This window comes from Rhodoferax sp. OV413 (assembly GCF_900104385.1).
In the GTDB taxonomy this organism is placed as follows: domain Bacteria; phylum Pseudomonadota; class Gammaproteobacteria; order Burkholderiales; family Burkholderiaceae_C; genus Rhodoferax_B.
Map to the genome: position 1 here is coordinate 435,211 of NZ_FNJA01000001.1, position 15,595 is coordinate 450,805.

The window sequence follows — 15,595 nt, forward strand, 5'->3', positions numbered from 1 at the left end:
CCGAGGAGCACAGCTTTGGGCGGAAAAGGGCTGGCGTTGTCTGAGCGCAGCGAGTTTAGCCAGACCCCGCACAAAGCGAGCACCGCAGGTTCCCGTAGCGCCAGCGGAGGGCGCAGACAGTGGGGGCGCCTTTCTTTTGGTGACTTTTCTTTTGCGCAAAAGAAAAGTTACTGCCCTGCCGGGGGCACAGCCCGGCCAGCGGCGTTAGCAGCATGAACAGCTTCAAAAACAAGAACAATCGCAAGGCAATCGGCCTAGCCTTCGGCCCGCGACAATCCCCTAGGGCAGATCCCCCACCGGCCGCCCCAGCCACCGCACCGCCATCTTGTCCAGGTCGCCGTTCTTGCGCGCGTCGGCGATGATGCCGTTGATCACCAGCCGCAGCTTGTCTTCCCCTTTGGCGACACCGATGTAGTTGGGGCTGTCTTTCAGCAGCAGCTTGAATTCGGTGCTCACCTTAGGGTGCTGTTGCATCATGTTGCCCGCCACAGAGGCTCCCACAGCGATCAAATCCACTTGGCCGTTGACGTAGGCGGACACGGTTTTGGTGTTGTCCTCATAGCTGCGGATCTCCGCACCCTGGGGGGCCAGCTTGCGCAGTTCGGCATCTTCCACCGAACCCTTGGTGACGGCAATCGTCTTGCCCGCCAGGTCGGCAAAGCCTTTAACCTGGCTGGTCTTGGCACCAAATATTGCCTGGAAGAACGGCGAGTAGGCCGCGGCAAAATCAATCAGCTTTTCGCGCTCGGGATTCTTGCCCAAGGTGGCGATCACCACGTCGGCCTTTTTGGTTTCCAGGTAGGCAATGCGGTTGGCGCTGGTCACCGGCACCAGATTGACCGTCACACCCAGCTTGGCGCCAATGTAGTTGGCCACATCCACATCCAGGCCCTGGATCTGAAAGTCCTTGCCCATGGAGCCATATGGCGGGTAGTCCGGCGGTACCGCGATGGTGACCTTTTTGTTCTTCAAGATCGTGTCCAGCGCATTTTGTGCCTGGGCCGTGGCGCCCAGCAGCAACAATGCGGCGCCCAAACCCAGTACGCGGCAACTTTTGCGGATGTTCATAGTGGACTTCAAAAAAGTAAAAGAGACGCAGAGAGCACATCGCGTGCCATGTGCGGTGGCCCACCGCAACGGTCAGTCCAATGCTATCAGCGTCCCTTGACCGGTCAGAAACGCGGCCTGCACCGGGGCATCGGGATACAGGGTTTGCAATGCGGCCCGGTAGCTGCGCAGCTGCTGCACCAGCCCCGGCTGGCGCTGCGGCGTGGCGGCGGACTTGTAATCCAGCACCCACCAGGCGCCCGTATCCCGGCGCCGCACCAGCCGATCCAGGCGCTGCGTCTGGCCCTGGTAGCTCAGGGCGACTTCGTTGCCATGCCAGTCTATGGCCTCCGGGCTCCAGGCCCAGGCGCCCTCACCGGCCAGGATGGCGGCAGCCATGTCGGCGGCTTGGCGCGCCTGCTCGGCATCCAGTGCGAATTCACGCACCACGGCCGGCAGGTGCTGCGGGTCCGGCGCGGCGCCGCCCAGCGGCACCCACTCCAGCAAGCGGTGCATGGCCTGGCCGACCCGCGACTCGGCGCCATCGGCCTCGGCCGGCACACGCGGCGGCGCGGCCGACAAACCGATCTCGGGCAGCACCAGCAAGCTGAAGGGCGCATCGGCGGCGGTATCGCCCAGCGGCTGGGCCTGGTCCAGCCCGGCCACATCGATAGGCTGGGCCAGGGGCTGCAAACGCTGCCACCACGAGCCATCGACCGCCTTGTGCGGCAGCACCGAGGAAATCACCAGCTGGCTGCGCGCGCGCGTCATGGCCACGTACAGGCCGTTCAGCTCTTCGCGCTGGCGCGCGGCCTGCTCGATGGCCAGCACCTCGACCACGCAAGCCGGCGGGTTCGATTCGCTGGCCAGAAACACCAGGCGCACCGGTGCCTCGGCCTCGCCCGGCCAATCGACCAGCACGCCCATGGTCTCGGCCTTGGCCGAGGGCGTGTCGGTGTCCAGCAGCAGCACCAGCGCAGCCTCCAGGCCCTTGGCGCCGTGCACGGTCAGCAGGCGCACGGCATCGGGAGCGCTGGTAACCGGGGCCTTGACGCCGCCGGCCTTGAGCGCGCGCACCAGCGCATACGGCGTGGCGAAGCGGCCTTCGTTGAGCTGCAGCGCCGTACCCAGCACTGCACGCAGATTGGCCAGCACCGAGCTGCGCAAAGCGGCCGGCGCAGCGGCGGCGAAGCGGGCCAGCACATCACCGTCGGCATAGATCGCATCCAGCGCATCGTGCGGCGGCAGCACGTCGAGCCAGCCCTTCCATCGCATCAAAACAGGCGCTAGCGCAGATAGCACGGGCGGAAGCTGCTCTGTATTGTGTAGCAAGCTCCACCAGCTGCTGTCGCTGGGGTTGTCGACATCGGCGCGGGCTGCACGCTGCAGCAGGGCCAGCTGCACCAGGTCGGCATCGGCCACGCCGAACAGCGGCGACTTCAGCGCCTGGGCCAGCGACAGGTCGTGGTGGGTGGAAACCAATGCGTCCAGCAGCGCGGCGATGTCCTGCACCTCTGGGGCGTCGGCCAGGTCGGCTTTTTCAGGCTGCTGGGTGGGGATGTGCAGGCTGCGCAGCGCGTCGCGCATCTGGCTCAGGCGGTCGCGCTTGCGGGCCAGCACCATCACGTCTTTGGGCTGCAGGCCATCGGCAAGCTGCAAGGCCAGCCACTGGGCGGCCTGGCGGCATTCCAGGCTGCGCAAGGTGTCCTCGGGTTCCTCGCGCGGCGTGCCCAGGCTGTCGCGCCAGGCCAGCTCGGCGCCGTCTTCGGGCAGCTTGGCGCCCTGGTTGGCGTCGCGCGGAATTGCCGGCAGACAGCGCAGAGCGCCCTGGGCGGTGGATTCCGTAGTGTGGTCGCGGAAGCCGTCATAGGCGCCGACCGCCTGCGCGGCCGACATCACGGCATTGACGGCAGCCATCACCGGCGGCGCATTGCGCCGGGTGTGGTCGCAGCTCAGCAAGTCGCCGCCCAGGCCCTCGACCACAAAGGCCTGCGCCGCGCGGAACACCTGGGGCTCGGCGCGGCGGAAGCGGTAAATGCTCTGCTTGGGGTCGCCCACGATGAACACGCTGGGGGCATTGCCGCCCGAGCCCGCATAGCCGCTGAGCCATGCGTGCAGCGCCTGCCACTGCAGCGGGCTGGTGTCCTGGAACTCGTCGATCAGCAAATGCTTGACCTTGGCGTCGAGACGCTCCTGCACCCAGCCGCTGAGGACAGGGTCGGACAGCATCACCGAGGCGGCGCGCTCCACGTCGTTCATGTCGACCCAGCCGCGCTCGAACTTGAGTGCGGCCAGCTCGGCGATCAGCACCCGGGTGAGCCGCGCCATGCGCTGCTGGTGGCTCCAGGCCGCGTGCTGCAGCTGGGCCTGGGCGACCTGCAATACGAGCTCTTGCGCAGCGCGTATGGTCTGGATGCCGACAATCTTTTCGCCGAACTTGCGCGCCGAGCCGGTGGCGGTGAGCAAGGCCGTGGCCACGCCGGCCGCATGCTGGGCGGTGATCGCCTGCTCCAGCTCGCCGCCCTTGGCGGAGAAAGTGGGTGCACTGGCCCGGCCCAGGTTGGCCGCCGCCTCTTGCAGCAGCGCACGTTGGGTCCACAAATAATCTTCCGGCGCGGCCAGGCCGGCGAAGGCCGGAAACTGCTCACCAAACGGCGGCACCGACGCATCGACCACGCCATGCATATCGGCCAACGCGAACTCGACGCGCTTGCTGATCGCGGCGGCCAGCGCCTTTTGCGCCTGGAAGCGGCCATGGACGGCCACCAGGGCCTCAAAGTCGGCACGCGCGTCGGGGTTGTCCACCACCGTGGCGTAAAAGCGCGGCCAGACCTCGCGCACCGCCTCGGCGTCGTCTTCCAGCAGGCTGTAGTTGGGCGGCAAGCCCAGGTCTTGCAGCACGGCCAGCGGCGCGGTGCGCAACAAGGCGGCAAACCAGCTGTGGAAGGTGCGTATCTGCACAGGCCGGGCGCTGGCCAGCAGCTGGGGGTACAGCTGCTTGAGCGCCGGCGCCTGGGCCGCGATCTGCGCCGGCGGCACGCCGCGGGCCTGCAGCTCGGCAGCCAGTTGCTCGGGGCTGGCCTGGGCGAATTCCACCAGCCATTCGTTCAGGCGCTGGCGCATCTCGCCCGCGGCCTTCTTGGTGAAGGTGATGGCCAGGATTTCATGCGCGGCCACGCCGTGGCCGTCGGTGGCCAAACTGCCTTCCAGCAGCGCGCGCAGAATGCGCGAGACCAGCATCCAGGTCTTGCCCGCGCCCGCGCAGGCCTCTACCGCTATGCTGCGCCGCGGGTCGCAGGCGATGGCGTAGAACGCCGCGCGCTCCACCGGCCGGCCGTTGTGCTCATACGCCGCGAGAGCCATGCGCGTCAATCCCGTTTAGCCAGCGAACCGGCCGCCAGCAGGCTCAGCAACACAAACGGCAGGCATACACCGTACAGGGTGCGCACGCCAAAGTGTTCGGCCACCTGGCCCAGCAGCGGCGGGCCGAGCAGAAACACTACGAAGGAAATCTGCGCCAGCGCGGCCACGTTGACCGCCGCCGGCCGGTCCACGCGCTGCGCGGCAGCCGACATGGCCAGCGGAAAGATGCCGCTGGTGCCCACGCCCATCAGCCCCAGGCCCAGCAGCGCCAGTGCTGGCGTAGGCGCCAGCGTAACCAGCAGCGCACCGCAGCCCAGCACGCTGAGCAGGCAGCGCGCAAACAGCACGGGGCTGAAACGCTCGACCAGGCCGTCGGCAAAAAAGCGCATCACCGCCTGGGCGAACGCGCCCGCCGCCACCGCCAGTCCGCAGACCCAGGGTGCGGCCGCGAACACATCGCGCATGTAGATGGCCGACCAGTCGGCGCCCGCGCCTTCGAGCAGCATGGCCGACAAGGTGACGCAAACCAGCGCCATGATGGCCCAGGTAGGTCGGGCGAAATGCGGGGGCTCTTCAGGCGCGGCTTGTCCGGCCTCGCGCAGCGGCGCCGGGCTGAAGCGGCCCAGCAGCAGCAGCGTGGCCACCAGCACCACGGGCACCATGCCCGCCAGGTGCAGCTGTGGGCTGATGCCCAGCTGCGACACGCCCGCGCCCAGCAGGCCGGCGGCAAAAAAGCCAAAGCTCCAGAAGGCATGCGCGCGGTTCATGATGCGCCGGCCCAGCTGGTGCTCGACCCGGTCGGCCTCCACATTCACCACCACCTCGACCAGGCCTATGCACAGGCCCGCGGGCACCAGGCAGAGGAACAGCATCAACGGCCCGGTGGCCCAGGAAGCGATGGCAAAAAACACAGCGATCATCGGCGTCAATGCCAGCAGCGCGCGGCGGTAGCCTATGCGCTCCAGCAGGCGGCTGGCCAGGGTCAGCGACACCAGGGTGCCGGCGGCTGTGCCGATCAGCGCCAGGCCCAAAGCGCCCTCGCCCACGCCCATGCCGCGCTGTATCTCGCCGAGCCGCGGGAAGATGCTGCCCAGGCCGAAGGCGTAGAGAAAAAAGGCTGCGAACACCCGCAGCGCGGGCGACAACGCCAGGCCGAAGCGGGGCTCGGTGCGGTAGCCGCCGGCAGCCAGGGCCATTTGTGTATTGGAGTCAACCATTTGTTGTGCCTTCAGTTCAACCAGCCGAGTGCCGTCAGATCGCGCTCGCATTGCGCCGCGTCCAGAAACTGCACAGCCTGCCAGCCCCGGGCCCGCGCCGTCACGATGTTGTGCGCGTTGTCGTCGATGAAGACGGTGTGCGCGGGCGACAGGCCGAACTGCTCTTCGGCCAGCGCATAGATCGCCGGCTCGGGTTTGACCAGGCCGACACGGGCTGAAAAAATCCCGTCTTCGAAGTGCTCGAAGAAACCGCGCTCGGCCAGCAAGCGGTCGGCGTAGGGGCTGGGCATGTTCGAGAGATAGACCAGGCGGTGCCCCTGTGCCTGCAGGCGCGGCAGCAGCGCGGCCGTATCGCCCTTGGTGTGCAGATGGTCGGGAATCGCGTGGATGAAGCGCAGCAGTTCGGCCGCCTCGACACCGCTCTGGGCCGACAGCAGCGCGGCCAGCGGCTCGGCGGCAACGCTGCCGCGGTCGAATTCGGCCCAGGTGGCGCCCGGGTGCAGGCCCTGGAAGATGCGTTCGCACAGCTGCTCGGCGGCGGCCGGATCGGGCGCGTGGGCGGGCAGCAGGTGCATGGCGAGTTCGATCGGCTTCCAGTGCAGCAGCACGGCACCCAGGTCAAAAACAACGGTTTGGGGAGTCACAGGGAATTCCTAATGGAGCGGCTGGGACGGTGGCGTCCGGCAGCCAGGCTGGGAGGTTAAGGCATTTTGACCAACGATGCGGCCGCGCGGCGCTAAAACCGGGGGCTCTTGGGAGCGCCGCACAATGAGCTGATCTACATGCCTGGTTTTTTGCATACCTGGGTATGCTAGAGAGATTGAAGCGCCAAGACTATCGATGAATTTTGTCAAAAGCATGAAACCAGCTCATACCAAACAAGTGACTTCGCCACAGCGCCGCCTGCCTTCCATGAACATGCTGCGGGCCTTCGAGGCCGCGGCGCGGCACGAGAGCGTGACCCTGGCGGCGCAGGAGTTGCACGTCACCCAAAGCGCGGTCAGCCACCAGATCAAGGCGCTGGAGGCCTGGCTAGGCGTGGCCCTGGTGCAGCGCAATGGCCGCGGCCTGGGGCTGACGGCCGAGGGTGCGGCCTACTTTCCCAGTCTGCAAAGCGCCTTCGACCAGATGGCCAGCGCCACGGCGCGGGTGCAGCGCCAGCCGCGCAAGAACGCGCTGTCGGTCAATTCCATGGCCTCGCTGTCGGCCGAGTGGCTGATTCCGCAGTTGGCAAGCTTCTGCGCCGAGGTGCCGGGCGTGGACGTGCAGTTGGCCACCACCGTGCATTTCACGGATTTCGACCCCGCGGCCTACGACGTGTCGATACGCTGCTTCACGGACCCCGAGCTGGCGGCGCTGCGCCAGCGCGCGCCCTGGCGCAGCATCCAATTCGGCCCGTTCTTACCCAACATCCTGACCCCCGTTTGCAGTCCGCAGCTGCTGCGCGGCGGCATGCCGCTGGCGACACCGGAGGATCTGCAAAACCATACGCTGCTGCACAGCCGCTCCACGGCCCTGGTCTGGCAGGACTGGCTGAGCGCCGCCGGCCTGCCCCAACTGCAAGCCAAGCACGTGGTGACCTTCGACCACGCCCACCTGGCGGTACAAGCCGCGGTGCAAGGCATGGGCATCGCCCTGGGCAATCCGCTGCAACTGCAGGCCGAGCTCGACAGCGGCCTGCTGCACATCCCCTTCCCGGACCTCAAGCTGAGCGACCGCACCAACTACTGGATCATGGCCCCGCAAGCCGCGCAGAACCCGCATGCAGTGGCCTTCTGCGAATGGCTGCAGCGCAATGGCGTAAACAAACCAGCGGTCTGAGCCTAAACCGACCACCAGTCCTTGCGGCACAGGCCGCGCGCGGCGCAGAAGGTGCAGGCCGCGCCCTCGCCCAGCGCCGCCAACACAGCACCATCGGCGATGCGCTGCATATCGTCCAGGATGCCGTGCACCAGCGCGTCGCGCACCTCCACCACCTCCGTCTGTTCGAACAGCTGGCTGCCGTCCTTCTCGCCCACGTTCAGGTAGGCGGCGCGCAAGGTGTCCTGCGGTAGCAGGGCCGCGTAAAAGGCCAACTGGGTGTCTTCCAGCGGCTGCTTGATACGCTTCTGGGTGGCCAGGGCGTTCTCGGTCTTGTAGTCGATCACCAAGGCCGTGGTGCTGCCATCGGCATGCACCTGGTCGACGCGGTCTATGGTGCCGATCAGGGTCAGCGGGCCCAGCGGCAATTCGAGTGCGCTCTCGGCCTGTTCGAAGCGGCCGCCCGCAGCCTCGTGCGGCGCCAGCCAGGCCAGGTAGCCGTCGCGCACCCGCGGCCAGGCCGAGGCAAACGGCAGGAACTCGCCGGGCTCCAGATGCATGTCGCGCGTGACCTGCTCAGATGCTAGGTTAATCATAGCTACCCGTGCAGATATATCCTGCACTGGAGCCGTATTTAATGCCTCATGGAAGGTTTTCAGCACCGCATGCAGCCAGGTGCCGAAATCACGCTTGTCGACCTCACCCGTCAGCTCCTGCGACTCCTGCAAGCCCAGCTGGCGCAGGCCGAAGAAGCGGTACGGGCAGCGGCGCAAATCCTCGTAGGCGCTGGCCGACAGGCGCTGCACCGGCAGCGCCGCGCCCACCGGCAAAGGCCGCAGACTGGGCTGGGGCGCCAGGCTGCGCGGCACCCGCGGGTCGGCGGCCGGCGCCAGTGCGGATTTGATCCACAGCGCCTGCACCAAAGGGCTGGCCAGCAAGGTCTCGCCGGAGGCATCGCTTTGCCGCCACAGCACGTCGGTATGCGGGGTTTGCAGCGCATTGGCCCAAGCAGCACGGCTGGCGGCCTCCAGCACGGCGCGCGACGGCAGGCCCAGGGCTTCACGCTGGCTGGCGGTCCAGGCGCCGGGCGGCTCGGGTGACACTGCCAGGCGCACCTCGTCGCAGCCGGGCAGCACCAGGGCCGGGAACGGCCGGGCCAGCAACTGGCTCAGCGGCAACACTACCACCTGCTCGTCCTGCGGGTGGTCGGGCACATAGCTGGCGGCCTCCAGCGCATCGCCAACCCAGCCGCTGAATTCGGCCAGGCGCAGACGGCGCGCGGCTTGCGGCAGCTGGGCGAATTCAGCCTCGGCGCCCTCCTCCAGGCGCAGCGCAGCCAGCAGCTTGGCGCCGGCCGCATCCGCCACCAATACCGGCCACTGGCCGCTGGCCTGCAGCAATGCGCGCACCGCGGCCAGCCACTGCACCAGCGGCCGGGCGGCTTGCAGCGTGGCGCGCAGCTGGTTCGCCAGTAGCACCGCATCAGATACCGCGGGCTGCCGGGGCGTGGCCTCGGGGCTCCAGGCCGACCAGCTCTGCACCGCGGCCTTGCGCAGGGCTTTTTCCAGGGCTTGAACGGTGCGCGGGCGGAAGGCCGGGGCGTTCTTCAGCCAGTCCAGCACGGCGTCGCTGCTCGCGTCCCACCGGGCGGCGCGCAGGGTCACCACCATCTGGGCCGCGGCCCGGGTGGTGGACAGCTTCCAGCCGGTTTCATCGCGGATGCGCACGTTCTGCGCAGCCAGCATGGCGCGGATGCGGCGGGTCAGCAGGCGGTCGGTGGCCACCAGGGCGACGGGCGTGCGCCCGGCTTCGATGTGGCGCAGCACGCAGGCGGCGGCGCGCAGGGCTTCGTCTTCGGAATCGCTGGCAGCATGCAGTGCGGGCAAGGCCGGCGCCGGTGGCTCGGGCCGGACCAGGCGCGCCACCTTGTCGCCCCAACTGCGGCACAGCGCCTCCACCAGCGGCTCGGTCTGGAAGCCATCGAGCACGATGATGCAGTCCAGCGCCGCGGGCACGGACGGATTCCACAGCACATCGGTGGCATAGGCCGAGGCCGCAGCCCATTCCAGCGCGATGCGGGCCACCACGCATTCGAGTGCCAGCACCGGCGCCTCCATGCCCAGGGCCACGGCATTGCGGGCCTGCGCGGCCCAGTCGGCGCGCTCGGCGGGCGGCACGGCGGCGGCCAGCGGCGCCAATTGGTGGGCGGCTTCAACCAGCCGCGCCGACAAGGCCTCGCGCTGCGCGCCCAGGCCTGCGCTTTCCAGCAGCACCGGGGCCTGCAGCATGTCCATGGCGGTATCGAAGCGCAGGTCGTGTGCGCCGACGGCCACGCCACCCAGGCCATGCGACCAGTTCAGCGTGGACTCGAAACGCGGGGCAAATCCATCGGGCTCAGCCTGGGCCCAGAACCGCTGCGCCAGCGGCATCAGCTGGGCATAAGGCAGCAAAACCACGGTGCGCGCCGGGTGGGCCTGGCGCTGCGCCATGGCCGCGCGCATCTGGGCCAGCAGGCCGGTGCCGGGCGCATGCCATAACGGGTCAAAAGAAGATGGCATAAGTGGAGCGGTGGCGCAGGGAGGGAAATGGTTTTTCGCTATGCCTGTGATAGCACGGTACACGGCGACGAGGACTCTTGCTTTCTGTCACAATGCCGCAACTTTAGTCGTATCGGCACTTGTTTAAGGAACCCCCATGGCCAACGAACTCATCAAACACATCTCGGACGCAAGCTTCGACGCGGACGTCTTGAAGTCCAACACTCCGGTACTGGTCGATTACTGGGCCGAATGGTGCGGTCCTTGCAAAATGATTGCCCCGATTCTCGACGAAGTGGCTACCGGTTATGCAGGCAAGCTGCAGATCACCAAGATGAACGTCGATGAGAACCGCGACATCCCCGCCAAGTTCGGCATCCGCGGCATTCCGACCCTGATGATTTTCAAGGGCGGCGAGCTGGCAGCCACCAAGGTTGGCGCCATGAGCAAGGCCCAACTCACCGCATTTATCGACCAGCAACTGGCCTGATAGCGTATTCCCTGAAGCCACCCCTGCGGTGGCTTCGTTTTTTCCTGTCATAATTCACGCATTCACCCGACTGCTACCCCGCAAGACGGTTCGAGTTCCCGGTTTGTGAGGCCCTTCTAGCCTCCTCATAACCTCCCCCCCTTTTTCCTCAAGAACTCCTCACAGGAGTCCATCCATGCACTTAAACGAACTCAAGGCACTGCACGTGTCTGAAGTCCTCAAGCAAGCCGAAGAACTTGAAATTGAGAACACTGGCCGTATGCGCAAGCAAGAGCTGATGTTTGCCATCATCAAAAAGCGCGCCCGCACCGGCGAGCAGATCATTGCCGATGGCGTGCTGGAAATCCTGCCGGACGGCTTCGGCTTCCTGCGCAGCCCGGACACCAGCTACACCGCGTCGACCGACGACATCTACATCAGCCCGAGCCAGGTGCGCCGCTTCAATCTGCACACCGGCGACATGATCGAAGGCGAAGTGCGCACGCCCAAGGACGGCGAACGCTACTTCGCGCTGAACAAGCTCGACAAGGTCAACGGTGGCGGCCCCGAAGAGAACAAGCACAAGGTCATGTTCGAAAACTTGACCCCGCTGTTCCCCAAGGAACAGATGAAGCTGGAACGCGACATCAAGGGCGAAGAGAACATCACCGGCCGCATCATCGACATCGTGGCCCCCATCGGCAAAGGCCAGCGCGCCCTGCTGGTCGCCCCGCCCAAGAGCGGCAAAACGGTGATGATGCAGCACATGGCCCACGCCATTGCCGCCAACTACCCGAACAGCCACATGATGGTGCTGCTGGTCGACGAACGCCCCGAAGAAGTGACCGAAATGCAGCGCTCGGTGAAAGGCGAAGTCATCGCCTCCACCTTCGACGAACCCGCGGCCCGCCACGTGCACGTCGCCGAAATGGTGATCGAGCGCGCCAAGCGCCTGGTCGAGCTGAAAAAAGACGTGGTGATCCTGCTGGACTCGATCACCCGCCTGGCCCGTGCCTACAACAACGTCGTGCCCAGCTCCGGCAAGGTGCTGACCGGCGGTGTGGACTCCAACGCGCTGCAGCGCCCCAAGCGCTTCCTGGGCGCCGCGCGTAACGTGGAAGAAGGCGGTTCACTGACCATCATCGCCACCGCCCTGGTCGATACCGGCAGCCGCATGGACGAAGTGATCTTTGAAGAATTCAAGGGCACGGGCAACTGCGAAATCCATTTGGACCGCCGCCTGTACGAAAAGCGCGTGTTCCCGTCGATCCAGCTGAACCGCAGCGGCACCCGCCGCGAAGAACTGCTGCTGTCGCCCGAGATCCTGCAGAAGAGCCGCATCCTGCGCCAGTTCATGTACAACATGGACGAGATCGAATCCATGGAACTGATGTTGAAGAACATGAAGTCCACGAAGAACAACACCGAGTTCTTTGACATGATGCGCCGTGGCGGATAAAAATCCACGCTATAATCGAAGGCTAATCGCGAAAAGTACCGGGCTTTTGAATTGGGTAAGCACTTTACCCAAGGCACCGGGCGGCTAACGCAATTGAACAAGGAAGAGCTATGAAAGAAGGCATTCACCCCAACTACCGCGAAGTGTGTTTCCTGGACTTGTCCAACAACTTCAAGTTTGTGACCCGTTCTTGCGTTAACGCCAAGGAAACGATCAAGTTGGAAGACGGCCGCGAACTGCCGCTGTACAAGCTGGATACCTCCAGCGAATCCCATCCTTTCTACACCGGTACGCAAAAGTCGGTGGACAACATGGGTGGCCGCGTGGAACGTTTCCGCAACCGTTTCGGCAAGACCACCGCTGCAGCTACGCCAGCCGCAGAATAAGTTTTCCCGCATCCGCATAGGGGCAGCCCGGTTTATCCGCGCTGCCCTTTTGTTTTATCCGCCGTCTGATATCTGGGCCAGCAAGAGGCCGGAAACGCTTTACCGGCGCGCTGCATAAGTCCTATATCCTCTCGCTGTGAACCACCCCACCCCTGCCATCGTGGCGCAAAGCGCCGTTCGCCGTCTGCCACGCATTGCACTGTGGCTGCTATGCCTGGCCTATGTGCTGCCGGGCTTTGTCGGCCGCGAGCCCTGGCGCAACCACGACATGACGGCCTTTGGCTACATGGCCGAACTGGCGCGGGGTGCCAGCGACTGGCTGCAGCCCCAGTTGCTGGGCCGCCCGCCGGAGCTCGAAGCCTTGTTGCCTTATTGGCTGGGCGCCTGGGCGATGCAGCTGGCCCCCAGTGGATGGGCGCCCGACTTCGCCGCCCGCATGCCGTTCATACTGCTGCTGGCTGCCACCCTGGGCGCTACTTGGTATGCGGTCTACTACCTGGCCCGCAGCCCGCGCGCCCAGCCCGTGGCATTTGCCTTTGGTGGCGAAGCCCGGCCTGCAGACTACGCCCGGGCCATGGCCGATGGCGGCCTGCTGGCCATGATCGCCTGCCTGGGCATGGCCCAGCTATCGCACGAAACCACGCCCGCGCTAGCGCAACTGGCGTTCACCGCGCTGAGCTTTTTTGCACTGTCGGCCATGCCGTACCGTACCTGGATACCGGCACTCGGCGTAATGGTCGGGCTGGCGGGACTGGCGCTGTCGGGCGCGCCCAGCATGGCGGTACTGCTGGGCCTGGGCGGCGCTGTGGTGTGCTTCCTGGACCGCAGCGAACCCCACGGCCAAACCGAACCCGGAGAGCAAGGCAGTGCACCGCGCAGCCTGCGCTGGTCCCTGGCCATGCTGGCGATCACCGCTGGGGTGGCACTGCTAGCCTGGTATCTTGATCAATGGCGCTGGCGCATCGAGGCACCCGAAGCCAGCTGGCCCAATCTGCGCAGCATGGCCAGGCTCTTGCTTTGGTTCACCTGGCCGGTGTGGCCGCTGGCCATGTGGACGCTGTGGCGCTGGCGCCGCCAGCTGACCAGCGGCAACTTTGGCCGCCATCTGGCCCTGCCTCTGTGGTTTGTAGCAGTGGCCCTCGGCGCGACGCTGACGACCGATGCCGCCGACCGCTCCCTGTTGCTGGCCCTGCCTGCGCTGGCCACCTTAGCGGCGTTTGCCCTGCCCACCTTTAGCCGTACAGTGACGGCGCTGGTGGACTGGTTCACCTTGCTGTTCTTCACCATCTTTGCGCTGATGATCTGGGTGGTGTGGATCGCCGCACAGACCGGTGTACCACGGCAACCGGCGGCCAATCTGGCCCGGCTGCTGCCAGGCTTCATGCCCAGCTTCACCTGGCTGCCGTTTCTGATCGCAACCGCGGCCACCCTGGTATGGATCTGGCTGGTCAAATGGCGGGTCGGCCGGCACCGGGCCGCCATCTGGAAGAGCCTGGTACTGCCCGCCGGCGGTACCGCTTTGTGCTGGCTACTGCTGACCACTCTGGGCTTGCCCGCCATGGACTATGGCCGCAGCTATGTGCCGCTGGTGCGCAACATCAGCCGGGTGATACACGCACAAAGCCCGGCACAGGCACCGCCAGCCTGTGTGGAATTTGACAACCTGACGCGCGGCCAGGTTGCGGCATTCCAGTTCCATGGCAAGCTGAAACTCAAACCCGCCGGCAAGACACCCCAGTGCGGCTGGCTACTGGTAGATACCGCCACCTCGCGCCCACCCAGCCAAAAGCTCGATATGAAGCCCTGGGTGCTGCGACTGAACGTGCGACGCCGTGCAGACAACGGCGAAGCCGTGCGGCTGTACCAGCGCGTAAATCCATAGGCTTTAGGCCGCTAGCGCTTATACCACCTGCGCTAGAAGCTATAAATTAAATAGCAAACTGGCTATTTGGCGTAAGCGGGTTGGGCTTCCAAACGCAGTCGGTTGGCGGGGAACACGATGGCAAAACGCGAGCCCTGCCCGACCGTGCTGTCAATCTGCAGCTCGGCACCATGGCGTTGCACTACATGCTTGACGATGGCCAACCCCAGGCCAGTGCCGCCGGTTTCGCGAGAACGGCTGGGATCGACCCGGTAGAAGCGCTCGGTCAAGCGCGAAATATGCTCTGCCGCAATGCCTGGGCCGGTGTCCTTGACCGAGAACTCGGCCCGGCCATCCGGCAAAGGCTGCCAGCGTACCTCGATGCGGCCACCTGCGGGGGTGTAGCGCACCGCATTACTCACCAGGTTCGACATGGCGCTCAACAGCTCGCTAGACGCACCTGCCACCATGCCCTCGGGCATGGGCCCGAAGCGCAGCACATGGGACTTAGCCTGGCCGGCGGTGACCATGCCCGACAAGGCCTCGGCCTCGCGTGCGCATTGCGCCATCAGGTCGTGCAGCACGATCCACGCACTGCTGCTGGGCATGGGGCTGCCCTCGATGCTAGACAAGGTCAACAAATCGCTCACCAGGGTTTGCATGCGCTCGGCCTGTTGCGCCATAAAGCCCAGGTAGCGCTCGCGCTGGCCCTCGTCCAGCGGCAGGCTCTGCATGGTCTCGACAAAGCCCGACATCACGGTCAAGGGTGTGCGGATCTCATGCGACACATTCGCCACGAAGTCGCGGCGCATGGCTTCGGCCTGCTCTACCGCGGTCACGTCACGCGACAGCAGTAGCTTGCGGCCTTCGCCGTAAGGGTGCAGGTGTACCGACAAGCGCAACGGACGGCTTGCGCTGCCGCCACGCCCCAGCATCACGGTACCGCGCGCGGTGTCCGGGTCGGCGTAATAGGCGGCAAATGCCGGGTCGCGCACCAGGTTGCCAATCTGCTGCTGCAGATCACGCTGGGCGTCGAAGCCAAAATGCTCAGCTGCGATATCGTTGCACCACTCGATACGTCCCTGGGCGTCCAGCAGCACCACGCCATTGGGTGACGCCTGGATGGCTGCCAGAAACTCCTGCAGCCGGGTTTCTGCGTCCTGCATCTTCTGCTGCGTCTGGCGCAGCCAGCGGCGGGTGCGGTCGGTGATTTCACCCCACCAGCCCTGCATATGAGGAGCCTGGCTGGCCTCCCCGGTGCGCAGCCAATGCATCACGCGCAATCCGCGCACGGCGTCGAGCAGCATCCAGGCCGCTCCCGCCAGTACCACGCCGGCCAGCGCGCCCGGGTAGCCCAGCCACTCCCAGCCGAGCACGCCCGCGCCCAGCTGTATGCCCAAAAAGCTTAAAAATCGAAACCACATAGGGGAAAGAAAGAGGATGCGGATGGCGGCAG

General features: G+C 65.8%; 11 protein-coding genes. 5 read left to right on the top strand and 6 right to left on the bottom strand.

Annotation, left to right across the window (positions count from 1 at the left end):
* Nucleotides 1-279: 279 nt before the first annotated feature.
* The 4 genes from BLT66_RS02035 to BLT66_RS02050 all read right to left on the bottom strand — a co-directional run bounded on the left by BLT66_RS02035 (nt 280) and on the right by BLT66_RS02050 (nt 6,271).
* Entirely contained in the window at nt 280-1,068 is a 789-nt protein-coding gene (locus BLT66_RS02035; RefSeq protein ID WP_092755173.1) for a transporter substrate-binding domain-containing protein, read from the bottom strand.
* A gap of 72 nt (nt 1,069-1,140) precedes the next feature.
* A complete protein-coding gene (locus BLT66_RS02040) occupies nt 1,141-4,410 on the bottom strand; it encodes a UvrD-helicase domain-containing protein (RefSeq protein WP_092756972.1) in 3,270 nt (1,089 codons plus the stop codon).
* Nucleotides 4,411-4,415: 5 nt separating this feature from the next.
* The gene (locus BLT66_RS02045; RefSeq protein ID WP_255406722.1) at nt 4,416-5,627 is read right to left on the bottom strand and encodes an MFS transporter; all 1,212 of its coding nucleotides are present in this window, start codon (nt 5,625-5,627) and stop codon (nt 4,416-4,418) included.
* An 11-nt stretch (nt 5,628-5,638) separates the two neighbouring features.
* A complete protein-coding gene (locus BLT66_RS02050) occupies nt 5,639-6,271 on the bottom strand; it encodes an HAD family hydrolase (RefSeq protein WP_092755179.1) in 633 nt (210 codons plus the stop codon).
* Nucleotides 6,272-6,485: 214 nt separating this feature from the next.
* On the opposite strand from BLT66_RS02050, the gene gcvA reads away from it, so the two are divergent.
* Entirely contained in the window at nt 6,486-7,448 is a 963-nt protein-coding gene (gene gcvA, locus BLT66_RS02055; RefSeq protein ID WP_092756973.1) for a transcriptional regulator GcvA, read from the top strand.
* Nucleotides 7,449-7,450: 2 nt separating this feature from the next.
* On the opposite strand, the gene BLT66_RS02060 is transcribed toward gcvA, so the two are convergent.
* Nucleotides 7,451-9,985, bottom strand: coding sequence for a PD-(D/E)XK nuclease family protein (locus BLT66_RS02060; RefSeq protein WP_255406723.1), 2,535 nt, complete (start codon nt 9,983-9,985; stop codon nt 7,451-7,453).
* 136 nt (nt 9,986-10,121) lie between these two features.
* Between BLT66_RS02060 and trxA the strand changes: the two genes are divergently transcribed.
* From trxA to BLT66_RS02080, 4 genes are all read left to right on the top strand, one after another.
* Complete coding sequence (gene trxA, locus BLT66_RS02065; protein WP_092755182.1) at nt 10,122-10,454, top strand: thioredoxin TrxA; 333 nt, start codon at nt 10,122-10,124, stop codon at nt 10,452-10,454.
* A gap of 175 nt (nt 10,455-10,629) precedes the next feature.
* Nucleotides 10,630-11,892, top strand: a complete 1,263-nt coding sequence (gene rho, locus BLT66_RS02070; protein WP_092755185.1) for a transcription termination factor Rho — start codon at nt 10,630-10,632, stop codon at nt 11,890-11,892.
* Nucleotides 11,893-12,002: 110 nt separating this feature from the next.
* Nucleotides 12,003-12,278 (top strand): type B 50S ribosomal protein L31, encoded by a 276-nt coding sequence (locus tag BLT66_RS02075; protein ID WP_092755188.1) that lies wholly within the window; start codon nt 12,003-12,005, stop codon nt 12,276-12,278.
* A gap of 136 nt (nt 12,279-12,414) precedes the next feature.
* Nucleotides 12,415-14,160 carry a hypothetical protein gene (locus BLT66_RS02080; RefSeq protein WP_092755191.1) on the top strand — a complete coding sequence of 582 codons (1,746 nt, stop codon included), beginning with the start codon at nt 12,415-12,417 and terminating at the stop codon, nt 14,158-14,160.
* Between the two features lie 62 nt (nt 14,161-14,222).
* Here BLT66_RS02080 and phoR read toward each other — a convergent pair whose 3' ends face one another.
* Complete coding sequence (gene phoR, locus BLT66_RS02085) at nt 14,223-15,563, bottom strand: phosphate regulon sensor histidine kinase PhoR (protein WP_092755194.1); 1,341 nt, start codon at nt 15,561-15,563, stop codon at nt 14,223-14,225.
* Between the last annotated feature and the right edge of the window lie 32 nt (nt 15,564-15,595).